The organism is Flavobacterium crassostreae, assembly GCF_001831475.1.
In the GTDB taxonomy this organism is placed as follows: Bacteria; Bacteroidota; Bacteroidia; order Flavobacteriales; family Flavobacteriaceae; genus Flavobacterium; species Flavobacterium crassostreae.
The window spans coordinates 2,334,640-2,355,447 of record NZ_CP017688.1 but is presented as its reverse complement, the minus strand read 5'-3'; the positions used below and the strand labels follow the sequence as shown (position 1 = coordinate 2,355,447).

The following is a 20,808-nucleotide window of genomic DNA, read 5'->3' as shown; positions in this document are numbered from 1 at the left end:
TTATAAGAAAACTTTTAACCCTTTTTTAATAATTTCTATTTCAGCAGCCCATATAATTGCGGTACATTTATAGTTCGCATTTCAAAAATTAAATCAGAACTATATGGATATTGTTATCATAGGGGGTGGGTTTGCCGGTTTGAACCTCGCAAAAGAATTATTGAATCAAAAAGGCATTCAAGTTACTTTAGTAGACAAGAATAATTACAATTTTTTTCCACCATTAATTTACCAAGTGGCCACAGCTTATTTGGAGCCCTCGAGTATTAGCTATCCGTTTAGGAAATTTTTTGCCGGAAAAAAAAACTTACAATTTAGATTAGGAGAATTAAAAAAAGTAATTCCGGAGCAAAAAAAAATTATTCTTGATAACGGTACGTTGCATTACGATTACTTGGTTTTTGCAACCGGAGCAGAAACAAGTTATTTTGGTATGGAGAATGTCAAAAAAAATGCCATTCCGATGAAAACGCTCAATGATGCTATTGCAATGCGAAATACCATTCTAAAAAACTTAGAAAAAGCGGCAATTTGCAAAGATACCAGAGAGAGACGCAAACTATTGACCATTGTAGTTGCTGGAGGCGGCCCTACAGGAGTAGAAGTATCCGGAATGTTTGCCGAGATGAAAAAAAGTATCATTCTCAAAGAATATCCAGAGTTAGCCACAGCAGCCAGTAATATTTATTTGGTAGATGGAGGACCAGTATTATTAGCCCCCATGAGCAAAGATTCTCAAAAAGATACCTTAGAGGCCTTGACTAGTTTGGGAGTAGTGGTTAAACTAAACAACAGAGTAGTAAACTACGAACAGGATACCGTATTTTTATCCAATGGACAAACCATTCAGACCAAAAATCTAATATGGGCGGCAGGAGTTTCGGCAATAACCTTTGAAGGAATTCCGGCTGAGAGTTATGCCCAAGGCAAAAGAATGCTAACCGATCCCTACAATAAAGTAAACGCAACAGATTGTATTTATGCCATTGGAGATACCTGTTTGCAACGCAATGATACCGCTTTTCCGCAAGGACATCCACAAGTAGCACAAGTAGCCATTCAGCAAGGTCTTAATTTGGCCAAAAATTTTAAACTCTTGCAAAACAACAAACCTCTACTACCTTTTAAATACAAGGACAAAGGTGCAATGGCCATAATTGGCAAAAATAAAGCGGTAGTAGATTTGCCTAAACCCAAAATGCATTTTAAAGGTTTTATTGCCTGGGCTATATGGTTGTTTGTACACCTTATTTCGTTGATTACTTATCGAAATCGCTTTCAAACTTTTTATAATTGGACTATTGCTTATTTTGCCAAAGACCAATCCTTACGGATGATTATAAGGCCCGAAAAAAAGAATAAAAACACCCGTACGCCCAATAATCCAGAGGCTTAATATTTTGTTTTTATTTTTGGTTTTGCAATATTCAATACCAAAAAAGCCGTTAGAGTGGATACAAAAAGAAGTACCACCATAGGCAATACAGTATCTTTTAAAAAAACACCCACAGCAAAAGAAGCAAGTGCGCCTAAGCCCAATTGTATAGCTCCCATGAGTGCCGATGCACTTCCGGCATTTTTGACAAAGGGAGCCAGCGTTAATCCAGCGGTATTGGGATTAGAAATTCCTAAACAAGCCAAAAACAAAAATAACAAAAGTATGGTTTCGTAAAGTTCTAAAAGATCATTCATGGCGGCAATCAAAAACACAATAACAATTATGGATTGAGTAAGCAAAGCGCCATAAATTAATTTTTCGCTGCTAAAGCGTTTAAGCAATACAGAATTAAGCTGACTAGCGAGTATAAAACTCAGAGACATGAATGCAAATATCCAACCATAGGTTTTGGGATCTACCCTAAAAATAGTCATAAACAACACCGGAGAAGCCGCTACATACGTAAAAAGTCCCGAAAAAGAAATAGCACCCGTTAAAGCATAGGTATAAAATTGAGGCTCTTTGAGAACCGTCAAAAAATTAGCAATTATAGGCTTTGGTTTTAACGAAATAGAATCATCTGGAGCATAGGTGCTGGGCAAACCAAACTGAGCAGCAATTAAAACCAATATGCCAATACACATTAAAATAAAAAACACCGTATGCCAGCTGTAATAAGCAGTTACATATCCTCCAACCGCTGGAGCAAGCATTGGAGACAACCCAACTACCAACATCAATAATGAGAGTACTTTGGGTATTTCTCTTACGGCAAATAAATCTCTTACCATTGCAACAGAGGCAACTGTTGCAGCACAACTGCCCACAGCTTGTATAAAGCGCAATCCTATAAAAGTATCAATATCTGTCACAAAAACACAGCCTAAAGAAGCCAATATATAGACCACAAGACCTAAAAACAACGGTTTTTTTCTTCCAAAACGATCCAATAATGGGCCATAAAGTAATTGTCCAGCCGAAATCCCTATAAAATAGCTAGATAAGGTCATGGCGACCTTGGCAACGGTGGTGTTTAAATCTTTGGCAATGCTCGAAAAACCGGGCAAATACATATCTATTGAAAAGGGACCAAGTGCAGTAAGGGATCCTAAAATTAATATCAATTTTAAATACGACATTCTACTCATCAAATAGGCTTTAAATTTTAGGCAAGGTAGATAATTGTAGCGCTATATAATAAAATGCTTGCAATAATTGTAAAACAAAATAGCTAGTAATTATAAGGTAGTGTGGGATTCTTATTTTCAAAGTTCGTACCTTTGTGCCTTAGAAATTGAAAGAATATGATTGAAATAGGAAAATACAATACGCTCACCATTTTAAGAGACACCAAAGTTGGGTTGTTTTTAGGAAATCCAGATGAAGATCCAGAAGGAATTCAGGATATTTTGTTGCCTAATAAATACGTTCCTAATGCCTTTGAAATAGGAGAGGAGTTGGTTGTTTTTGTGTATCTAGATCATGAGGAACGTCCAGTTGCAACTACTTTAGAGCCTTATATTTTATTGAATGAATTTGCGCTTTTGCGTGTTAATTATACCAATCAAATAGGTGCTTTTATGGATTGGGGTATGGAAAAAGATATTTTGGTTCCCTTTAAGGAACAAGCCCGCCCTATGGAAAAAGGAAAGCGTTACTTGGTTTATCTATACATGGATGAAAAAACCAATCGTTTGGTGGCATCAAGCAAGACGAATCAGTTTTTAAAAAATGATGCCCTTACCGTGGAGCAAGGGGAAGAAGTTGCGTTGATCGTATCTCACATTACTGACTTAGGGATTAATGTGATTGTCAATGAGTGCCATAAAGGATTGTTATACAAAGATGAGGTTTATGATGATGCCATACGCACCGGAGACCGTATGCGTGGGTATATTAAAAATATTCGTCCGGATAACAAGATTGATGTTTCGTTACAAATACAAGGCTATCAAAGTATTGAGCCTAATGCAGAGAAGATTTTGGCAGAATTACGTGCCAGCCGTGGTTTTTTGCGTCTTACTGATAATTCGCATCCCGAGGATATTAAAACGGTTTTAAAAATGAGCAAAAAAACCTTTAAAAAGGCTGTTGGTGCCTTGTACCGAGAAAAAATTATTGAAATCAAAGAAGACGGTATTTACTTAATTAAGGAGTAGTTATAGCGTTGTAGTACCTATAAAAAAAGAAGACTAATCCTGCTGGGGTTAGTCTTCTTTTGGTTTGTAATGTTCTTAATAACGTTTTTTGGGACTTGTTTTGCCCAAAGATTTATATGCTAAAAATACCTTAAGATATATTTAAAATTACGGAACTACATACCAACTAAATCCCATAATAACTACAATACTTTTGGTTTGGGTATGCCGAAATGGTATAAAGTCTAAAAAATGATTTATTTTTACGCTATAAATTTAAAATACCTATCATGGATTGGATAACTGCTCGAGAATTTGAAGATATAACCTACAAAAAATGCAATGGAGTTGCGCGTATTGCTTTTAACAGACCCGAGGTACGTAATGCATTTAGACCCAAAACTACCGCCGAATTGTACCAAGCTTTTTATGATGCCCAAGAGGATACTTCTATTGGGGTTGTTTTGCTATCTGCGGAGGGGCCTTCCTCAAAAGACGGGATCTATTCTTTTTGTAGCGGTGGGGATCAAAATGCACGAGGCCACCAAGGATATGTGGGCGATGATGGCCAGCACCGTTTGAATATATTAGAGGTACAACGTCTTATTCGGTTTATGCCCAAAGTTGTTATTGCCGTAGTTCCGGGTTGGGCAGTTGGTGGTGGGCATAGTTTGCATGTAGTTTGTGATATGACCTTGGCCAGCAAAGAACACGCGATCTTTAAGCAAACGGATGCAGACGTAACTAGCTTTGATGGCGGTTATGGCTCCGCGTATTTGGCTAAAATGGTAGGTCAAAAAAAAGCCAGAGAAATTTTCTTTTTAGGAAGGAACTATTCTGCTCAAGAAGCCATGGATATGGGTATGGTAAATGCAGTTATTCCGCATGCTGAATTAGAAGACACTGCTTATGCATGGGCGCAAGAAATTTTGGGCAAATCTCCGATGGCTATAAAAATGCTAAAATTTGCCATGAACCTTACCGATGATGGTATGGTAGGACAACAAGTTTTTGCTGGCGAAGCAACTCGTTTGGCTTACATGACCGAAGAAGCCAAAGAAGGAAGGAATGCCTTTTTAGAAAAACGCAAGCCTAATTTTGAAAAAAAATGGTTGCCTTAAAAATTAAATAAAAAAAAGATGCATTTTACCAATGAAGTAATAGACAAAACAGAATTACCTAAATTAGAAACCGTTGTGTTATCTAAATTGGACCCACAATATTGGAAAGTAGTTACCATTTCTATTATTATAACGTTTTTGGTTTTGGGTCTCGGATTGGGGTGTTTGCTATATTACCAACCAGAATTACAGATTTATAGCACAACTATTGCTCTACTTTATGGCTTGTTGTGCGTATTGGTACTGGGAATTTCAAACCTAAGCGCTCAAAAAAAAGCATTTGCATTTAGAACCCATGACGTGATTTTTAAAAACGGTATTTTGGCTACCAATACCATTGTAATTCCGTACAACCGAGTCCAGCATGTGGCGTTGCAAGAAGGTTTTATAGCTCGTTTTTTTGGCTTGGCTACCGTTGCGCTCTATACCGCTGGCGGAAGCTCTAGTGATATTGCAATTCCGGGTATTGCCAAAGAACAAGCTGCGGGTATTAAACAATTACTGATGGGCAAAATTCAAAACAAACTCTAATGGAACCACCATTTAGCCAACCACAGCGGCAGTCCGCATTGGGTATTTTGATCTTGTTCCTAAATAGTCTACAACGTTGGCTAAGAGCTTTGGGGCCAGTAATAGTACTCTATCTTTTTAAAACCAATACCTTAAATAAAACCTACCTCTGGTTAGGCTTTTTTTTGGTTTTGATGGTTATAGCACTAACGGCATATTTGAGGTACCTGCACTTTAGTTTTTTTTTAGACACCCCCAATAACGCATTTGTAGTCCAGGAGGGTGTTTTTAACAAAACCAAAACAAGCATTCAATTAGATAAAATACAGCAAGTAACCATCAACCAATCCTTTTTGCAACGTTTGGTTCAGGTATATGAAATTAATGTAGATACCGCCGGAAGCGCCCAAAAAGAAGTCCAGATAAAAGCCATCTCTCATGAAGTAGCAACCGCACTAAGAGCAAAATTATTAAAAAACAAAAAAGAGCTAACTATTGCCTCCCCTGAAGATGCTTTGGATCCCAATCCAGAAGAAGCCATAGCCTCAAAATGGTTTCTAAAAATTAGTTTCTGGAGTTTATTAAAAGTTGGGATCACCTCTAATTATGTACGAACCTTTGGTTTAATTTTGGCTTTTTTGGTATCCGTCTATGACACGCTCCGCAACGTGATTTCGGAATCCGATTTGGAGGCACAAAACCAACAGATTAACACTTGGTTTACACAAAGTTCTATGCTTATTACCGGATTGGTACTGCTTTTTGTTTTAGTTTTACTAATCAATACCCTACGAGTAGTTTTTCAATATTACCGGTATACCATAACCAAACAGAAAGATTCTTTGTTGCTCTCCTATGGATTATGGAACACCAAAAGTACCCTTATCCAACCAGAAAAAGTACAGTTGGTCACCATCACCAGAAATTATTTTCAGAAAAAAATGCATATTCTGGAGCTTAAAATTAAACAAGCCAGCAGTACGCAAAATCAACAAAAAAAGGACCATATCGAAATTCCGGGCTGTAACGAAACCGAAAAACAAACAGTTCTAGAACTAATATACAATACCTTGCCTACCAAAGGATTGGTTTTAAGACCCAATTACCGAAAATTAGTTTTTTCTGTTTTTGTCTACTTGTTGGTACCTCTTATGGGTTATTTAGTATGGATAACCTACATCGATCCCACATTTTCGAGATACTGGTTTGCTGCAGTAGGTTTTGCTGTACTAGGCAGTATTCTGTTGTTTTTTGGATTTAAAAACAACAGACTTTATATAACAGATGCTTTTATAATCAAACAAAGCGGCGCTTGGGATGTGGCTACCACCATCCTAGAGCCCAAAAAAATACAAGCCATAACCACCACCCAGTTTTTTTGGCACAAAAAAGCAAATATTGGATCCATAACGATACATACCGCAGGAGGTACATTGTCTTTTCAATTAGGCAATTTCAGCACCATACAAGCACAAGTTAACCTTTGGTTGTATACCGTTGAAACAACAAATAGCAATTGGATGTAAAACAAAAAAAGCAGAATACTAATCAATAAATACCTTAAAATGAAACATTGGATTGAAGCAGCACGATTAAGAACCTTACCCTTATCTGTTTCTGGCATTATCGTAGGGAGCATTTATGCCCTAGCGCACCCCACAGATACTATATTAACCCCCACAGAAGTTTTTAACTGGAACATCTTTGGTTTTGCACTACTCACCACCCTTGGATTACAAATACTATCCAATTTTGCAAATGATTACGGAGACGGAATTAAAGGCACAGATAACGCCAGTAGAGTAGGACCAGCGCGCGCCATACAGAGTGGTGTTATAACGCCAGCAGCCATGAAACGCGCCATTGTACTCACCGCGGCACTAACCTTACTCTCGGCAGTATTGCTGATCTATTATGCCTTCGGAAACAGCCAGTTCTATTACTCTCTATTTTACCTGTTTTTGACCGTGTTGGCTATAGGCTCTGCAATTCGGTACACAGTTGGTACGTCTGCTTATGGCTACAAAGGATTTGGAGACCTATTTGTATTTGTGTTTTTTGGACTAGTGAGCACCCTTGGAGTACATTTTTTGTATGCCCAACAACTAGATCCAGCACTTTTTATGCCCGCAACCGCCATAGGTTTATTGAGTGTAGGAGTTCTAAACCTAAACAACATGCGAGACGAAGCCTCGGATAGAGCTGCAGCAAAAAATACCTTAGTGGTACAAATGGGCGGTCAAAAAGCCAAAATATACCACTATTTCTTAATAAGCACTGCCATGGTATTGGTATTGCTTTTTGCCCTATTAAGCCATTTTCAGTTAGATCAGTATCTGTTTTTACTAGCCTACTTGCCACTAACCAAGCACCTGATAACCGTCTATAAAAACCAAGATCCAAAAGCATTAGACCCAGAATTAAAAAAACTAGCCCTAAGCACCTTTGCACTCTCCATACTACTTGCCTTGAGCATGGTGTATTTTATTTCAGACATTATAGTAAACACCTTCTTAGGAGGCAGATAAATCCCATATAAAACCATACCACATGAAAATCACCTATTACGGACACGCCTCCTTAGGCATAGAAGTAGGCCAAAAACACCTACTAGTAGATCCCTTTATATCCCAAAATCCCTTAGCAGCATCCATAGATATAGCCGCAATAAAAGCAGACTATATATTACTGACCCATGCCCACGCAGACCACATTCAAGACGTCGAAACCATTGCCAAGCGTACCAATGCCACTATAGTATCCAATGCCGAAATAGCCGCCTATTATAGCGCCAAAGGATATACAACCCACCCCATGAACCACGGAGGAAGTTGGGATTTTGATTTCGGAAAACTAAAATTTGTCAACGCCATCCACTCCAGCTCCTTTCCAGACGGAACCTACGGAGGCAATCCAGGCGGTTTTGTTATCGAAGGTGAACACAAAAACATCTACCTAGCCGGAGATACCGCCCTAAGCATGGACATGCAATTAATCCCCATGCGCACCAAGTTAGACCTAGCCGTTCTACCCATAGGCAACAACTTTACCATGGACATCCAAGACGCCATAATAGCCTCCAATTTTGTAGGCTGTGACAAAATTCTCGGATACCATTACGACACCTTTGATTACATCAAAATCAACCACCAGCAAGCCATCAAAGCCTTTTTTGACGCCCAAAAAGACCTCATGCTGCTAGATATCGGGCAGAGCATCAGCCTATAAACCCAGTGGCAACACCCCAAAACCAATACAAAAATCCTCAAAAAACCAATTTCATTATTTAGAAGCCATTTCCAGCTGTACGTTACAATCTTTACTGCCAAACCCTGGCAGCAAAGGATTTTCACTACCATCTGGGCTAAACCACCCATTTAAACAAAAGCATCCAAGTGAAAAAAATATACTACCTATTATGGCTTTTTTTGCTCCAGCAATCCCTACAAGCACAACAAGACGGCTACTGGGACAAAGAGCGGTCCATCACCCAAGAAATCCAAGTCACCGCCCGAGAGAGAGCACTTTTTAAAGTAGAAGACCTTCCTGTAGGAACCACAGAACTCCTCTACAGAATCACCATTTTGGATGACAAACAACAACTAGCCAGTAGTTTAGTTTCGTTACTAAAAGCCATACCCGATCCCACTGGCATCAGCCAAGGATCCGCAGGAGCCGTATTTTTAATGTCCAAAATTTCAGGTCAAGACAAATGCAAATACGCTCTATTTACTCAAAAAGAACAAGCAACATCCTACCAAAAAACCGGCAACACAGACCAATCCTGCTACCACCAAGAAACCCCCGTAAGCAAAGATGCCAAGCGTCTGGTTTTGGACCAATCCAGTTGCATACAAGCAAACAAAAACAATTTGTGGTTTGGCTTTGAAAGCTCCAACTGGTTTATGTCCCAAAAAATAGTTCTAGAAATAGTACCCTGGGTAGACACCAAATCCAGTCGAGGCTGGACCTTAGAAAACCGAAAAACAATAATCCAATCCTGCAAAACCTCGGTAATGGCCAGAAAAATGCAAAACTCGGATGATTTTTGTATTTGCATCGAAGAAAAAATAGAAAAAAAATACAAATTTCAAGAATTTCAAAAACTACTACCCATCGAGCAAGCCAAAAATTACAAAACCTTTGGCGAGAACTGTTTTATAGAAACCGGTGCACTCAAAACCCAAAACGATGCCCTTAGAGCAGCAGCACAACGTTTTGAAAAAAACGCAGACTACAGCAACGCAATTGCCCAATACCACCAAATTATAGCCACCCAAAAAGCAAACACATCAGATTATAGCGCCATAGGCTACAATTACATCTTGACCAAACAATACGCCAAAGCCATCCAGTTTTTAAACCAAGGACAGCAAGCAGACCCCACAGAACTCCTAATTCAGCTACGTCTTGCCCATGCCTACTTGTTAAACAACCAATACCAAAATGCCAAAGCGCTACATAAAACCTACCAATACCAAAACGTAACCAGTACCCAAAGCTGGGCAGAACAAACCCAAAATGATTTTAAAATATTTAAAAATGCAGGATTACCAACCGAAGATTTTGACAGAATTTTAAAACTACTAAAATAACCCACAATGGTATTTTGGGTGTTTTTAGTTTAACACAATCAACCGCTCAAAATGCTATTTTACCACACCGCCACATAGGTTTAAATAAAAAAATAGTGAAAGCAACCTACCACCAATACATACTAAATTTTAAACAACCCTCTGGAACCTCCAGAGGAGTTTTAGTCCAAAAAGAAACCTGGTTTATACAACTACAAAAAGACGGCAAAAGAGCCATAGGCGAGTGTGGCTTGTTACGCGGTTTGAGTATCGATGACAGACCAGATTATGAAGCCAAATTAGCGTGGACCTGCCAAAACATACACCTAGGCGAAAAAGCACTTTGGGAAGCCTTGATAGAGTTTCCATCCATACAATTTGGTGTAGAAATGGCATTTCGATCCTGGTCCAGCAACACGCCTTTTTTATTGTTTCCTTCTGCCTTTTCGCAAGGTACCCAATCCATTGCAATCAACGGATTGGTTTGGATGGGAGATACCCAATTTATGAAACAACAAATACAACAAAAACTAGCAGATGGATTCCGTTGTATCAAACTAAAAATTGGTGCCCTAGATTTTGATAAAGAACTGGAGTTAATAGCCTTTATCCGAGAAAACTTTACGGCAAATCAGATAGAAATAAGAGTAGATGCAAACGGTGCATTCGATACTAGTGATGCTTTAAGTAAATTAGAACAATTATCTGGTTTAGAACTACATAGTATAGAGCAGCCTATTGCTAAAAATCATACTGACACTATGGCAGAGTTGTGCAAAAACACTCCTTTGCCTATAGCCTTAGACGAAGAGCTAATTGGAGTATTTACGATCCAAGATAAGGAGGCTTTATTGCTCAAAATAAAGCCCCAATATCTTATTTTAAAACCTAGTTTTGTAGGTGGTTTTAGAGGCACACAAGAGTGGATAACCTTAGCCGAAAAACACCAAATAGGGTGGTGGATTACTTCTGCTTTAGAGAGCAATATTGGTTTAAATGCTATTGCGCAATGGACCTTTTTAAAACAAAATTTATTGCCCCAAGGTTTAGGAACTGGCGCCCTTTATACCAATAATTTGGACAGTCCATTGGTGGTTAGCAACGGGCAATTGTGGTATGATTCCTCTATAGATTGGCATTTGGATTGGGATTCCTTTCTGTACTAATTTTTGAATCTCTACTTGTGTTACATGGTTGGATACACCAAAAATAATACTAAAATTCACTTTGATATTTAGATACAAATAAGCCCCTTTTTTATAGAAAGTAAAAAAGAGGCTTTGGTTTTAATTGGCTATTCTGAGACAGAATTTACTGCATTTTTTTGGCAAATTTTCCTATGGTCATTCCTTGTACTAATATTGAAAAACATACAATCACATAGGTAATCGTAACCCATATATCTTTGTTATATTCCGGCGCTATAGATAAGGCTAATGCAATAGAAATTCCGCCTCTTAAACCACCCCAAGTCAAAATAAGCAATGTTTTTTGGTGGATTCGTTCTTTTAGACGTACTGCAATAGAAGGAATATAAACAGAAATGTATCTTGTAATTAGGGTTACAAATAATAGGATTACGGCAGCAATAAATATTTTTGGATTGGTTTGTATAATTAACAGCTCTAAACCTATTAAAACAAATAAGACAGCATTTAATATCTCGTCAATTAATTCCCAGAATTTATCAATATATTCACTAGTTACATCAGACATTCCTAAACTTTTACCTTGATTACCGGTTATTAATCCTGCCGCAACCATGGCTAATGGTCCAGAAACATGGGTATAATGTGCTAGAGTGTATCCACCCATAACAATGGCAAGGGTGATTAGTACTTCTACCTGGTAGTTATCAATACTGGCTATGAGTTTGTATCCAATATAACCAATGGCAATACCTAAAATTAGACCACCTATGGCTTCTTGCCCAAACAACAGTAAGATGCTACTGATATCTAGATTAGTTCCTGGTTTGGCTAACTTTAGGATGGTTATAAAAACCACTACCGCTACACCATCATTGAATAAAGATTCTCCAGCGATTTTGGTCTCTAATGATTTACTGACTCCTGCGCTCTTTAAAATACTTAGTACTGCAATGGGATCTGTAGGAGATATTAACGCTCCAAATAGCATGGCATGGATCAATTCTACCGGAATTCCGATTAGGTTTAGTATATAATAACTTGCAAAGCCAATAACAAAGGTACTAATCAATACACTTATGGTAGAGAACAATAATATGCTGAGTTTTTCATTATTTAAATCTTTAAATTTAATATGTATTGCTCCCGCAAAAAGCATAAAACTTAGCATGCCTTCGAGTAATAATTCACTAAAATTAATGTTATTCATTTTGGAAGCAACATTTTCTTTAAAGCCAGGAAAATAATACCCAATAAGTAGTATAAAAAAAGAAAAAATTAAGGAAACAAACATCAGTCCAATGGCATTGGGTAATTTTAAAACTCTAAAATTAATGTAGGCAAAGCCTGCCGATAGTACAATAAGTATTGAGAAAAGATGAAAAAAATCCATTAGTTATTTTTTAATGTTAATATTGAAATCGGGTGCTTGAACCAGCTGAAAGGTTGCTGAGGCCATTTTTACCAACCCATTGGTTGCGTCTATCTCGGTCATTATTTTGGTAAATAAAATAGTTTTGGTAACTCTTCTTTTTTTGTAATCCACCACGTAACGTAGAGTATATTCTGCCCAATTATCATTGGCTACCAAAGATACCATTGGTTTTGTCTGAGCTTCTTCTAGGCGGTATTTGTTCTGTAAAGAGTGCCATTTTTCTTTAGAGGTTGCTGGGAGTTCTTCTGCAACTGCTTTGCCTGCATTTAAAATTATTTCTTGTGCTTTTTTGTAATTACTTCCGTACTGAATAGGAATTTTTATTTCGTCCCACAAAAAAGGGAATTCTCCAGAGTAGTTAAAAACAGGCTCTTTGAATACGTAACTATTGGCAATAAGTACAATACGGCCATTGTAGAGATCTCCATCAACCCATTGTCCGGTTTCCATAATGGTAGTTCTTAATACCCCAATATCCATTACATCTCCTTTGATACCACCCAATTGTACCCGATCTCCAGTGTCATAAAATCCGCCAAGCATTATAGCTAGCCAACCGGCAAAAGAAGCTATAACTTCTTGTAAAGCAAAGGCTACTCCAGCTCCTGCAACTCCTAGGGCAACGGTAACGCCTCCTAATTTATCACTAAAAACAATGGTGAGTAACAGTATGGATAATACATATCCAATAAAACTACTAATTTTTTTTGCTTTGTAATGGTTGCTGTTATCTTTTATTTTTGTGAGCAGTCTTTTTTGAATTATTTTGATAAAAGACCAAATTAGAGCTACACCGACACTAAGTGTTACTATTTTTCCAACGGTTGGATTGTAGAGGTATTCCTGAATTTGTTCTTCCATTTTTTATTGGTTTAAGTGTACCACTCGTTGCGGAAACGGAATGGTGATGTTGTTTTGTTGGAATAATTCAAAAATTCTGATGCGGAGTTCGCTTTTACGATTTTCTACTCTAAAAACATCTTCAGACCAAAAATAAATAGCAAAATTTAAGGAAGAATCTCCAAATTCATTAAACCGAACAAAGGGTTTAGGGTCTTGCAGAATGCCTTCTTGTTCGGTAACGGCTTGGTGTAGTAATTGCATTACTTGGTTTACGTTGGAGCTATAATCTACTCCAACAGAAACGTCAAATCTAGAGGTCAAATCACTGTGAGTCCAGTTGATTAATTGGTTTTTGGTAAGATCCGAATTTGGTAAAATGATGTATTTGTCATCTCTGGTTAGTACGGTAGTGGTTCTTAAATTGATTTCTTTAACGGTACAAACAAGACCATTGGATTCTAAAACATCATTTACTTTTACGGATGAGTCTACCAATAAAATGATTCCGGAAACAAAATCACTAAACAAGTTTTGTAAACCCAAACCAACACCTACCAATAATGCCGCAGATCCTGCCACGAGTACCGATAGGTTAAAACCAAACATTTCTAAACCTACAATTATGGCAATAACAATAATTAGGTATTTGACTAAATTATAAATAGAATATTTTTTGCCAATATCTATTTTATCTATTTTATAAATAGTTTTTCGAACTACTTTTAGAAAAATAAGAACAATTAATATAAAAGCAATAAGTTTAAATATAGTTATAATTTTTAGGTCATAATTTCCTATCTGAAATAGCGTGTACTCTAAAATTTCTTTCATGATTTTTGGGTAAAATAATCCAATGGATTACATAATTAGACGTACGCCACCAAGCTCTGAAACACGATAAGAAAAACGGTCTCCAGGAGAACCAATAAACATAAAGTTTTTGGGAATATTCCATTCTTTGGATAGGGTATCAATAATTTCAGGCCCAAAAACGCCGTCTAGTTCAATAAACTCAATATCAATATCTGGATAGGCACGATCCAGTACTCTAAGGTCTTTTATCAATAATTCATTATCATCATGATCTTTATTGATGTTTACAATTTTTAATTTTTTGGTGGTCTCGTTATTCTGAACGTATTGCATTACTTTGTTAATAATTGCAACGTCATCTCCTTTTGTAAAAAACACAAATTCTTGTGAGTTTATCTTTAGATGCATCTTCAATAAGTATCGGTTACTAAAAATAACCATCTTGCGTAAAGGTTTATAAAAATACTCTAAAGCTTCAATTAAAAGTCGGATTAAAAGAGAGCGGTTGAGCATAATGGCTACAAAACCAAATGCTGGAATTAGGTATTGTAAAAAAGTATAAAACGAATCAATGTTTAACTTCATATTGCCAATAAATGCTACAATGATAAATGTAACGGCTACTACAACAGAGATACCACGGGCTTTCTCTGGTCTTGGTAATTTTTTTCTTTTAAATTTTAATAATAAATTTCCAATCCCGAATAAGCCCATTACTGCCAAAAACGAAAAAGTATATACCCCTGCAAGGGCAATAATGTTTCCTTTGGTAACAAGCAATACCGAAATACAGAGTATTAAAAAACTAATAATAATTCTATAATTAGAGCCTCTTTTATTTTGTTTCAAAAAGTAGTTTGGCAAAATTCGATCCAAAGTCATGCGGTTTAATAAACCAGAAACCCCAACAAAAGAGGTTAATACTGCACCACAGAGTACTAAAACAGCATCTATAGAAATTAAGTAAGCCAACCATGAACCACCTGTAGTCTGGCCCAAAAAGGCAAGCAAAGATTCTTGGTGTTCGCCAACTTGAGCTAGTGGTATGATACATATCAGTAATAAAGCGATTACGGGATTGAAAAAACTAACAATTGCCCACATATTACGTAGTGTTTTTGGAAAAACACCGGCTTCTTGCTCTTCTACAAAATTTGCCGAACTTTCAAAACCCGATATTCCTAACATTGCTGCAGAGAATCCTAAAAACAAGGCGTTCACAATAGTTCCAGAACTAATGGGTAGACTCCAATTTAGGTCAAATACCTCAAGTCCATTCCTGAAAATAAACCAAACCGAGGCTATAACCAATAAACTTAATGTGGTTAAATGGGTTATAAAAATACCTACTGCCACAATAGCAGATTCGCCGATACCTACAATGGCTAATGCCGTAAAGATTAACAATACAATTATCGTTGCAATCGGTATGTTAATCCCAGGAGCTATATTATGTAAGTAATGCATTCCTTCTGAGGCCGAAATTACGGCAGTTGCCATATAGGATAAAACCGTCAAAGTGGCTGCTATTGACGCAAGTCTTTTAGAAGAGGTGTTCAATAGTACATTATAAGCACCTCCATTTAATGGAAGCGCACCAACTACTTCGCCGTATATTTTTCTAAATAAAAACAGTACTATTGCAACAAATAATAAGGAAATCCAAGCATATTGTCCTGCATACATAATCGTAAGTGCAGAAACATACAAACAGGAAGAACTAATATCGTTTCCGCAAATTGCTGTTGCTTGTAATTCATTCAGTTTTTTGTGTACAATTTCTTTCATTTTGATTGCTTGCTTTATATTTTTTTTAACATTTTTTTAGGATTGCAAGATAGCAATTCAAAAACAGAATTACAAAATACCGTTGTTTTTTATATCCTTACCATTTATGGATTATTTTTGAGGATACAAACGAATGCTTTTTAAGGATTTGAATAGCAATAACTTATTTACAATTTTTCTTTTTAAAATTTGGACAGTAGTTTATAATTATATCCTATTTGTATTACATTTATATACTTATTTTCAACAAGGCATTCCGTTTACATTGAAAAACCTACTCGTTTTTTACTCTTTGGGGGTAGTATTTTGAGTTCAAAATAGGTATTTAATATTCTCACTACAGATAGAGTATCAAAAAATAGAATCGTAACATTTATAAGTAGAACAGCCTTATTTTTTTAGGTAAATAAGCACAAAAAAAATCGAGAAATTGCTTTCTCGATTTTAAGATAGTTATCCAAAATTGGATCGTTTAGCAGGATAATTAAGTCCTTTTGGTTTTGTGCAGTACCGTGTCTGTTTGTTTAGAGACAAAATTGGTTACTAAAAATTGTACTACTGTTCCTACTATTTTTTTGATCGGTCCTTTGGTTGTACCAAACATTATTTTTTTGGACAAATAGCCTGTAGAGAGACCTATAAAACTATTTAATAAATTGTTTTTTAAGTCTGGAATTTTTACAATTTGGTTCACTACCGTTTGGAGCAAATTAGCAGGCTTAACACTTTGATAAAGTTCCTGAAAGTCTTCTTTAAGCAGTGCCAACTCTTGAGATTGTTGCTGTTTTAAAATAGCTATAGAATCATGCAAAGCAGCTGTTTGGGTTTTATTTTTCATACCTTATTTATTTTTTTAAAATTTTGGTGATGATTTTGTCGCTTATAGGTGTTTTAATCCATGGTGTTCTGTAGAGATATAAAAACAAAGATAACAGCAAATAAAACAATGCTACTATAAAGAAACCCCAGTACACGTTACCCAATTGTTCTCCAATCATAAAAGAAGCTCCAAAACTAAAAAATAGAACAAACGCAACAACAGCAATAGAAACAACTATTCTGGATAGGAAAGAAGATAAAACATCTGCAGATTTTGCAATAGTAGTCAACTTTGTTAGTTCTATAGTGGTTTTAGCATAGGTTTCAAATTTTTCAATAAGAAGTTCTATTGAGGTTGTTTTGCTGTCCATAATTCCCTTTTTTAATTTATGCTTTCAAATTTTTGGCTTGGTTCTCTAAATCTTGGTGCGCTTGCTCTATTTTGGATTTTCCTTCCGCATACATTTCTTTACTCTCTTTTTTTAAGTCGTTGTATTTTTCTGAAATATTTTCTACTACAGCATCCAACTTGCATTTCAGATCGTCTGCACAATCCATGCTCTTATCCTTAATTCTTTTTCTGGTTTTTTCGCCTTTGTCTGGAGCGTATAATATTCCTAAAATTGCTCCTGCAGCTAAACCGCCTAAAACTCCTAAAATTACGTTATCTGTTTTCATGTTTTTTTTATATGTTATTAGTACTTTATGGTTTATTTATTACAAACTTTTTCCTTGAATTAATCTTAAAAGGATAGCGATAATGGCTATAACCAATAAGATATGTATGATGGCTCCTGCGCTATATGCAAAAAACCCGATTGCCCAAAAAATAATTAAAATTACGGCTATAGTATATAATAAGTTGCTCATGATTTTGGTTTTTAAAGATTATTAAAAATAGAAACTACAATTAGTTTAAATTAAGTCCTACGTATACATTTAAGACACTGTTTTTTGCATCTGGAAAAGTGTAGTTGGTACCCGCAAAACTTCTTTCTTTACCCACTTTGGTCAAACCATAGTTGTAACGTACACCAAAACTCAATAATTCTAAGTCAATACCAACTCCAGCGGCTATACCTGCATCAAATTTATTAAAGTCATTGGTATCTAAGTCTTGATCTACGTCTAAAACAGAAGATTCGGTTGTTGCTTTACCGCTTACCATATAAGCCGCATAAGGTCCAGCATGAATATTAAATTTTTCGGTCAGATTTACCACCAACAATACCGGAACTTCTACATAATTTACTTTAAATTTAGAATTTCCTTTTATAAAAGCATTGTCATAAGTCACCTCTGCACCTTTGGTAGTATAATACACCTCTGGTTGTATTGCAAGAGATTTAGCAATAGGCAACTTGGCAAAAAGTCCTGCATTAAAACCCGTGAGCACATTTTGGTCATCTACGTCTTCGGCATACATATTAGAGAAGTTTACACCTCCTTTGAAACCAATTTTTGGTTGGTCTGAGGATGTATATTGTGCCTTTGCGGTAGTAAAAGCCAGACAGCTAAATAAGAAACTTGCTAAAACTATTTTTCTTGATTTTTTCATTTTGTTTTTTTTTAAATATTAATGATTTACTTAACAATTCAAAGGTCTATATATTTGAGAGGTTTTGTGTTATGGTACTTTCGTCAAAAGTTACGGGATTTTCATGTTTGCAATAAATGGCAGTTTTTAAAGGTACTATTATGTATATAACTGTTTGTTTAGTAACAACATAGTTTTTTTTATAAAAAAAGGGCTGTTTACTTAAAAACAACCCTTCCAGTATACTAAAAAACGAGTACAAGCTACCTTGGACTGTAACACAACGCACAGGTACTTGTAATTGGATTTTAGCTCAAGTATCTTCTTAAAATCCAAGCAGTTGTTTCGTGATCTTGCAATAAGCCAGTCATGAAATCTGCAGTTCCAATATCTTTAGTTTCATCTTCAATGGTTTCAATATCTTTGCGTAATTGGACCACTATAGTCTCGTTGTCTGCTAACAATTCTTTTAGCATTTCTTTTTGATCTGGATATACATTTGGAGATTCTTTTAATCGGGTTAATTCTTTAAACTCTGCCATAGTTCCTATGGTTTTACCACCCAATTTATTGATTCTCTCGGCAATTTCATCAATGTTTGCTTCTAGTTCTTTGTATTGATTTTCAAACAATTTATGAATTTCCATAAAACTTTGTCCAGAAACATTCCAATGAAATTTTCTTGTTTTAGTATACAGAGTTACTGCATCTGCAAGGGTTGATTCGAGTATCGTAATGTTGTTTTTGAGGTTTTTGTCTGTAATTCCAATTGTTGGTTTCATCTTTTTTTATTTTAATTATTAAATACTTATTTTCTTTTGTCTGCAGCTACCAATACCACTCCGCCAATAACCAACACAACGGCTACTATCGGAGACCACTGTACGGGGTTGTTTTGTTCTTTATTGATTTCTATGGGTCCTAAGTCTACTACTTTTTCTTTGGTTACATAATTAAATCCGGTATAAAATACCATTAAAGCTCCCACTACAATGGTTACAATTCCTATTGTTTTCATAGTTTTTTGGTTAGATTTATAAATAGAACTTACTACTTTGCGTGTAACAAGCAGTACATAATGGACAATTGCTATTGTCTCTGCTTTAGTAACGAATCACTATGCAAATTTATGTACTTCTGTTAGAGCATGTTTTATGGAATTGCCGTGTTATGTTATAGCATTTTCAGTTTTGCTATCCAATTACCGTGTTACTGCTTATCTAAGCAGTTACTATTTCGTTTTTTATATAAAATAATAAAGGCCAATTACCCCTAATGATAGTATAGGTAATTGGCCTTGGATGCAGTATATTGTTGTTGGTAGGCTAAATAATTTTAAATATAGCCGCTAATTTACTTATTTTTTTCTTTCAAAATTAGGTTCCCAATCCATTGATTTAATTCCGGAGACTTTGTTATCCGAGTTCATATAAACCCGAAGCTCTTTGTTGGCTACTTCTTTTGTGTACAATGCTTTGTATCGGAATATGGTAGTGGTATCCGCATCATCTTTATAGATTTCGGTTAATTCTAGATCTTTAAAATCACCGTAAAATTGTCGGTATCGGTTGCAGGTAGCAGATAGTTTTTCTAGAGTAATGTTGTTAATTACACTTTGGGTGGCTTCCTCGGGAGTAAATGGTTGAAATTTAGAGGTATTACAGGTCATTAAAATCCGTTTACCTAAATCATAGGCGCGCATTTTATTCTTTGCATTTACGTCGGTTATTGCTAATTTTTGAATGCCTTCTTTTGCTATACTAGGTTGGTTGGTTGCTTTTTTGGTGGTGTTACAGGATGCGAACACTAATAAAATTAGGATAATGGTACTTTTTTTCATTTTTATTTAGGTTTTGATTTTTAATAATAAATTAGGATCAGGACAATTTTCTAAATAGTAATTTAATGTCTCTTTGTTACAAACTCCGGGATAGTCTCCTTCATGATTTGCAATATCTTTTATAATCTGAAAATGCAAATGCGGGGCATAATCTCCATTTACTGCAGCACAACCTAAGGTGCCTAACTGTTGTCCTTTTTTAAAAAAAGTGCCCACATGGAGATTCTCTAAGCTTTCTAGAGATAAATGCCCGTATAAGGTATAAAATGACCGCTCTTCTAGTTGGTGCTGTAATATTATGGTAGGGCCATAATCTCCTAGTTCTGAATTGTTTTTAAAACTGTGTACCACACCATCCAGAGCAGATAGGATAGGAGTACTTGCATTTATCCAGAAATCCATACCAATATGTATGTTGCGTTCTAACTGGTCGTTGGTCTTAAAAATAGTGCTACGTTGGTATATATTTCGCTCTTCGTTATAGCCGCCATAGGCCACTTTTGCATGATGATCTGCGATATGTTTTTCTATGAAATTTTCAAATTCAGCAGCATTATTAATTGCCAGATTATGCAATTTAGGATTGGATGTAGCTAAATTTAATGGCGTGTACTGATCCAAAGGGATAGATTCCGGAAGTACAAAAACATTTTTGGTTTGGCTCAATAAGGTTTCTAAACGGTTCATGACAGTATTTAAATTATAGCTATTTTAATATAAAATTTAAAGCTACTACAAATACGATACAAATCCTATTGGGACGAAATATTTAATGGTAATTTAGAGATTGCTTTCCAAAAAATT

At 35.9% G+C, this 20,808-nt stretch carries 23 protein-coding genes; 9 read left to right on the top strand and 14 right to left on the bottom strand.

Features of this window, described 5'->3' with window-relative positions:
• The first annotated feature begins 103 nt into the window (after nucleotides 1-103).
• Nucleotides 104-1,396 carry an NAD(P)/FAD-dependent oxidoreductase gene (locus LB076_RS10565; RefSeq protein ID WP_066334331.1) on the top strand — a complete coding sequence of 431 codons (1,293 nt, stop codon included), beginning with the start codon at nucleotides 104-106 and terminating at the stop codon, nucleotides 1,394-1,396.
• Here the strand turns inward: LB076_RS10565 and LB076_RS10560 are convergent.
• Entirely contained in the window at nucleotides 1,393-2,586 is a 1,194-nt protein-coding gene (locus tag LB076_RS10560; protein ID WP_066334330.1) for a multidrug effflux MFS transporter, read from the bottom strand. The two genes, LB076_RS10565 and LB076_RS10560, sit on opposite strands and share 4 nt — an antisense overlap.
• A gap of 156 nt (nucleotides 2,587-2,742) precedes the next feature.
• On the opposite strand from LB076_RS10560, the gene LB076_RS10555 reads away from it, so the two are divergent.
• The 8 genes from LB076_RS10555 to LB076_RS10520 all read left to right on the top strand — a co-directional run bounded on the left by LB076_RS10555 (nucleotide 2,743) and on the right by LB076_RS10520 (nucleotide 10,947).
• Entirely contained in the window at nucleotides 2,743-3,597 is an 855-nt protein-coding gene (locus LB076_RS10555; RefSeq protein WP_066334320.1) for a CvfB family protein, read from the top strand.
• A 269-nt stretch (nucleotides 3,598-3,866) separates the two neighbouring features.
• Complete coding sequence (locus tag LB076_RS10550; protein ID WP_066334318.1) at nucleotides 3,867-4,697, top strand: 1,4-dihydroxy-2-naphthoyl-CoA synthase; 831 nt, start codon at nucleotides 3,867-3,869, stop codon at nucleotides 4,695-4,697.
• Between the two features lie 18 nt (nucleotides 4,698-4,715).
• Nucleotides 4,716-5,228 carry a PH domain-containing protein gene (locus LB076_RS10545; protein WP_066334315.1) on the top strand — a complete coding sequence of 171 codons (513 nt, stop codon included), beginning with the start codon at nucleotides 4,716-4,718 and terminating at the stop codon, nucleotides 5,226-5,228.
• Nucleotides 5,228-6,733 carry a PH domain-containing protein gene (locus LB076_RS10540; protein ID WP_066334312.1) on the top strand — a complete coding sequence of 502 codons (1,506 nt, stop codon included), beginning with the start codon at nucleotides 5,228-5,230 and terminating at the stop codon, nucleotides 6,731-6,733. Before LB076_RS10545 ends, LB076_RS10540 begins: the two co-directional genes overlap by 1 nt.
• A 39-nt stretch (nucleotides 6,734-6,772) precedes the next feature.
• Nucleotides 6,773-7,735 carry a 1,4-dihydroxy-2-naphthoate octaprenyltransferase gene (gene menA / locus LB076_RS10535; protein ID WP_066334310.1) on the top strand — a complete coding sequence of 321 codons (963 nt, stop codon included), beginning with the start codon at nucleotides 6,773-6,775 and terminating at the stop codon, nucleotides 7,733-7,735.
• 22 nt (nucleotides 7,736-7,757) lie between these two features.
• The gene (locus LB076_RS10530) at nucleotides 7,758-8,435 is read left to right on the top strand and encodes a metal-dependent hydrolase (RefSeq protein WP_066334307.1); all 678 of its coding nucleotides are present in this window, start codon (nucleotides 7,758-7,760) and stop codon (nucleotides 8,433-8,435) included.
• 167 nt (nucleotides 8,436-8,602) lie between these two features.
• The gene (locus LB076_RS10525; RefSeq protein WP_099092436.1) at nucleotides 8,603-9,802 is read left to right on the top strand and encodes a tetratricopeptide repeat protein; all 1,200 of its coding nucleotides are present in this window, start codon (nucleotides 8,603-8,605) and stop codon (nucleotides 9,800-9,802) included.
• A 95-nt stretch (nucleotides 9,803-9,897) separates the two neighbouring features.
• Nucleotides 9,898-10,947, top strand: a complete 1,050-nt coding sequence (locus LB076_RS10520) for an o-succinylbenzoate synthase (RefSeq protein WP_066334558.1) — start codon at nucleotides 9,898-9,900, stop codon at nucleotides 10,945-10,947.
• Between the two features lie 145 nt (nucleotides 10,948-11,092).
• Here LB076_RS10520 and LB076_RS10515 read toward each other — a convergent pair whose 3' ends face one another.
• The 13 genes from LB076_RS10515 to LB076_RS10460 form a co-directional block, all read right to left on the bottom strand.
• Nucleotides 11,093-12,322 (bottom strand): cation:proton antiporter, encoded by a 1,230-nt coding sequence (locus tag LB076_RS10515; RefSeq protein ID WP_066334297.1) that lies wholly within the window; start codon nucleotides 12,320-12,322, stop codon nucleotides 11,093-11,095.
• 3 nt (nucleotides 12,323-12,325) lie between these two features.
• The gene (locus tag LB076_RS10510; protein ID WP_066334294.1) at nucleotides 12,326-13,225 is read right to left on the bottom strand and encodes a mechanosensitive ion channel family protein; all 900 of its coding nucleotides are present in this window, start codon (nucleotides 13,223-13,225) and stop codon (nucleotides 12,326-12,328) included.
• 3 nt (nucleotides 13,226-13,228) lie between these two features.
• Nucleotides 13,229-14,038, bottom strand: coding sequence for a mechanosensitive ion channel family protein (locus LB076_RS10505; RefSeq protein WP_066334283.1), 810 nt, complete (start codon nucleotides 14,036-14,038; stop codon nucleotides 13,229-13,231).
• Between the two features lie 27 nt (nucleotides 14,039-14,065).
• On the bottom strand, nucleotides 14,066-15,808 hold the full coding sequence (locus LB076_RS10500) for an APC family permease (RefSeq protein ID WP_066334282.1): 1,743 nt from the start codon (nucleotides 15,806-15,808) through the stop codon (nucleotides 14,066-14,068).
• Between the two features lie 484 nt (nucleotides 15,809-16,292).
• A complete protein-coding gene (locus LB076_RS10495) occupies nucleotides 16,293-16,646 on the bottom strand; it encodes a hypothetical protein (protein ID WP_066334280.1) in 354 nt (117 codons plus the stop codon).
• A gap of 7 nt (nucleotides 16,647-16,653) precedes the next feature.
• Complete coding sequence (locus LB076_RS10490; RefSeq protein ID WP_066334278.1) at nucleotides 16,654-16,998, bottom strand: hypothetical protein; 345 nt, start codon at nucleotides 16,996-16,998, stop codon at nucleotides 16,654-16,656.
• Nucleotides 16,999-17,014: 16 nt separating this feature from the next.
• Nucleotides 17,015-17,305: a YtxH domain-containing protein gene (locus tag LB076_RS10485; RefSeq protein ID WP_066334276.1), complete on the bottom strand. Its 291-nt coding sequence runs from the start codon at nucleotides 17,303-17,305 to the stop codon at nucleotides 17,015-17,017.
• Between the two features lie 39 nt (nucleotides 17,306-17,344).
• Nucleotides 17,345-17,497 (bottom strand): lmo0937 family membrane protein, encoded by a 153-nt coding sequence (locus LB076_RS13905; RefSeq protein ID WP_141672827.1) that lies wholly within the window; start codon nucleotides 17,495-17,497, stop codon nucleotides 17,345-17,347.
• Nucleotides 17,498-17,537: 40 nt separating this feature from the next.
• Nucleotides 17,538-18,185 (bottom strand): porin family protein, encoded by a 648-nt coding sequence (locus LB076_RS10480; RefSeq protein ID WP_066334275.1) that lies wholly within the window; start codon nucleotides 18,183-18,185, stop codon nucleotides 17,538-17,540.
• A 287-nt stretch (nucleotides 18,186-18,472) separates the two neighbouring features.
• Entirely contained in the window at nucleotides 18,473-18,946 is a 474-nt protein-coding gene (locus LB076_RS10475) for a Dps family protein (protein ID WP_066334274.1), read from the bottom strand.
• A gap of 26 nt (nucleotides 18,947-18,972) precedes the next feature.
• Nucleotides 18,973-19,182, bottom strand: coding sequence for a hypothetical protein (locus LB076_RS10470; protein ID WP_066334272.1), 210 nt, complete (start codon nucleotides 19,180-19,182; stop codon nucleotides 18,973-18,975).
• Nucleotides 19,183-19,521: 339 nt separating this feature from the next.
• Nucleotides 19,522-20,004 (bottom strand): hypothetical protein, encoded by a 483-nt coding sequence (locus LB076_RS10465; protein WP_066334270.1) that lies wholly within the window; start codon nucleotides 20,002-20,004, stop codon nucleotides 19,522-19,524.
• A gap of 6 nt (nucleotides 20,005-20,010) precedes the next feature.
• The gene (locus LB076_RS10460) at nucleotides 20,011-20,691 is read right to left on the bottom strand and encodes a peptidoglycan DD-metalloendopeptidase family protein (RefSeq protein ID WP_066334268.1); all 681 of its coding nucleotides are present in this window, start codon (nucleotides 20,689-20,691) and stop codon (nucleotides 20,011-20,013) included.
• Nucleotides 20,692-20,808 lie beyond the last annotated feature (117 nt).

Coding starts and splice junctions, on each gene's coding strand:
- LB076_RS10500 (WP_066334282.1), bottom strand. CDS start 15,808: ATGAAAGAAATTGTACACAAAAAACTGAATGAATTACAAGCAACAGCA.
- LB076_RS10485 (WP_066334276.1), bottom strand. CDS start 17,305: ATGAAAACAGATAACGTAATTTTAGGAGTTTTAGGCGGTTTAGCTGCA.
- LB076_RS10460 (WP_066334268.1), bottom strand. CDS start 20,691: ATGAACCGTTTAGAAACCTTATTGAGCCAAACCAAAAATGTTTTTGTA.
- LB076_RS13905 (WP_141672827.1), bottom strand. CDS start 17,497: ATGAGCAACTTATTATATACTATAGCCGTAATTTTAATTATTTTTTGG.
- LB076_RS10560 (WP_066334330.1), bottom strand. CDS start 2,586: ATGAGTAGAATGTCGTATTTAAAATTGATATTAATTTTAGGATCCCTT.
- LB076_RS10480 (WP_066334275.1), bottom strand. CDS start 18,185: ATGAAAAAATCAAGAAAAATAGTTTTAGCAAGTTTCTTATTTAGCTGT.
- LB076_RS10510 (WP_066334294.1), bottom strand. CDS start 13,225: ATGGAAGAACAAATTCAGGAATACCTCTACAATCCAACCGTTGGAAAA.
- LB076_RS10465 (WP_066334270.1), bottom strand. CDS start 20,004: ATGAAAAAAAGTACCATTATCCTAATTTTATTAGTGTTCGCATCCTGT.
- LB076_RS10505 (WP_066334283.1), bottom strand. CDS start 14,038: ATGAAAGAAATTTTAGAGTACACGCTATTTCAGATAGGAAATTATGAC.
- LB076_RS10540 (WP_066334312.1), top strand. CDS start 5,228: ATGGAACCACCATTTAGCCAACCACAGCGGCAGTCCGCATTGGGTATT.
- LB076_RS10495 (WP_066334280.1), bottom strand. CDS start 16,646: ATGAAAAATAAAACCCAAACAGCTGCTTTGCATGATTCTATAGCTATT.
- LB076_RS10565 (WP_066334331.1), top strand. CDS start 104: ATGGATATTGTTATCATAGGGGGTGGGTTTGCCGGTTTGAACCTCGCA.
- LB076_RS10475 (WP_066334274.1), bottom strand. CDS start 18,946: ATGAAACCAACAATTGGAATTACAGACAAAAACCTCAAAAACAACATT.
- LB076_RS10530 (WP_066334307.1), top strand. CDS start 7,758: ATGAAAATCACCTATTACGGACACGCCTCCTTAGGCATAGAAGTAGGC.
- LB076_RS10470 (WP_066334272.1), bottom strand. CDS start 19,182: ATGAAAACAATAGGAATTGTAACCATTGTAGTGGGAGCTTTAATGGTA.
- menA (WP_066334310.1), top strand. CDS start 6,773: ATGAAACATTGGATTGAAGCAGCACGATTAAGAACCTTACCCTTATCT.
- LB076_RS10550 (WP_066334318.1), top strand. CDS start 3,867: ATGGATTGGATAACTGCTCGAGAATTTGAAGATATAACCTACAAAAAA.
- LB076_RS10545 (WP_066334315.1), top strand. CDS start 4,716: ATGCATTTTACCAATGAAGTAATAGACAAAACAGAATTACCTAAATTA.
- LB076_RS10555 (WP_066334320.1), top strand. CDS start 2,743: ATGATTGAAATAGGAAAATACAATACGCTCACCATTTTAAGAGACACC.
- LB076_RS10515 (WP_066334297.1), bottom strand. CDS start 12,322: ATGGATTTTTTTCATCTTTTCTCAATACTTATTGTACTATCGGCAGGC.
- LB076_RS10490 (WP_066334278.1), bottom strand. CDS start 16,998: ATGGACAGCAAAACAACCTCAATAGAACTTCTTATTGAAAAATTTGAA.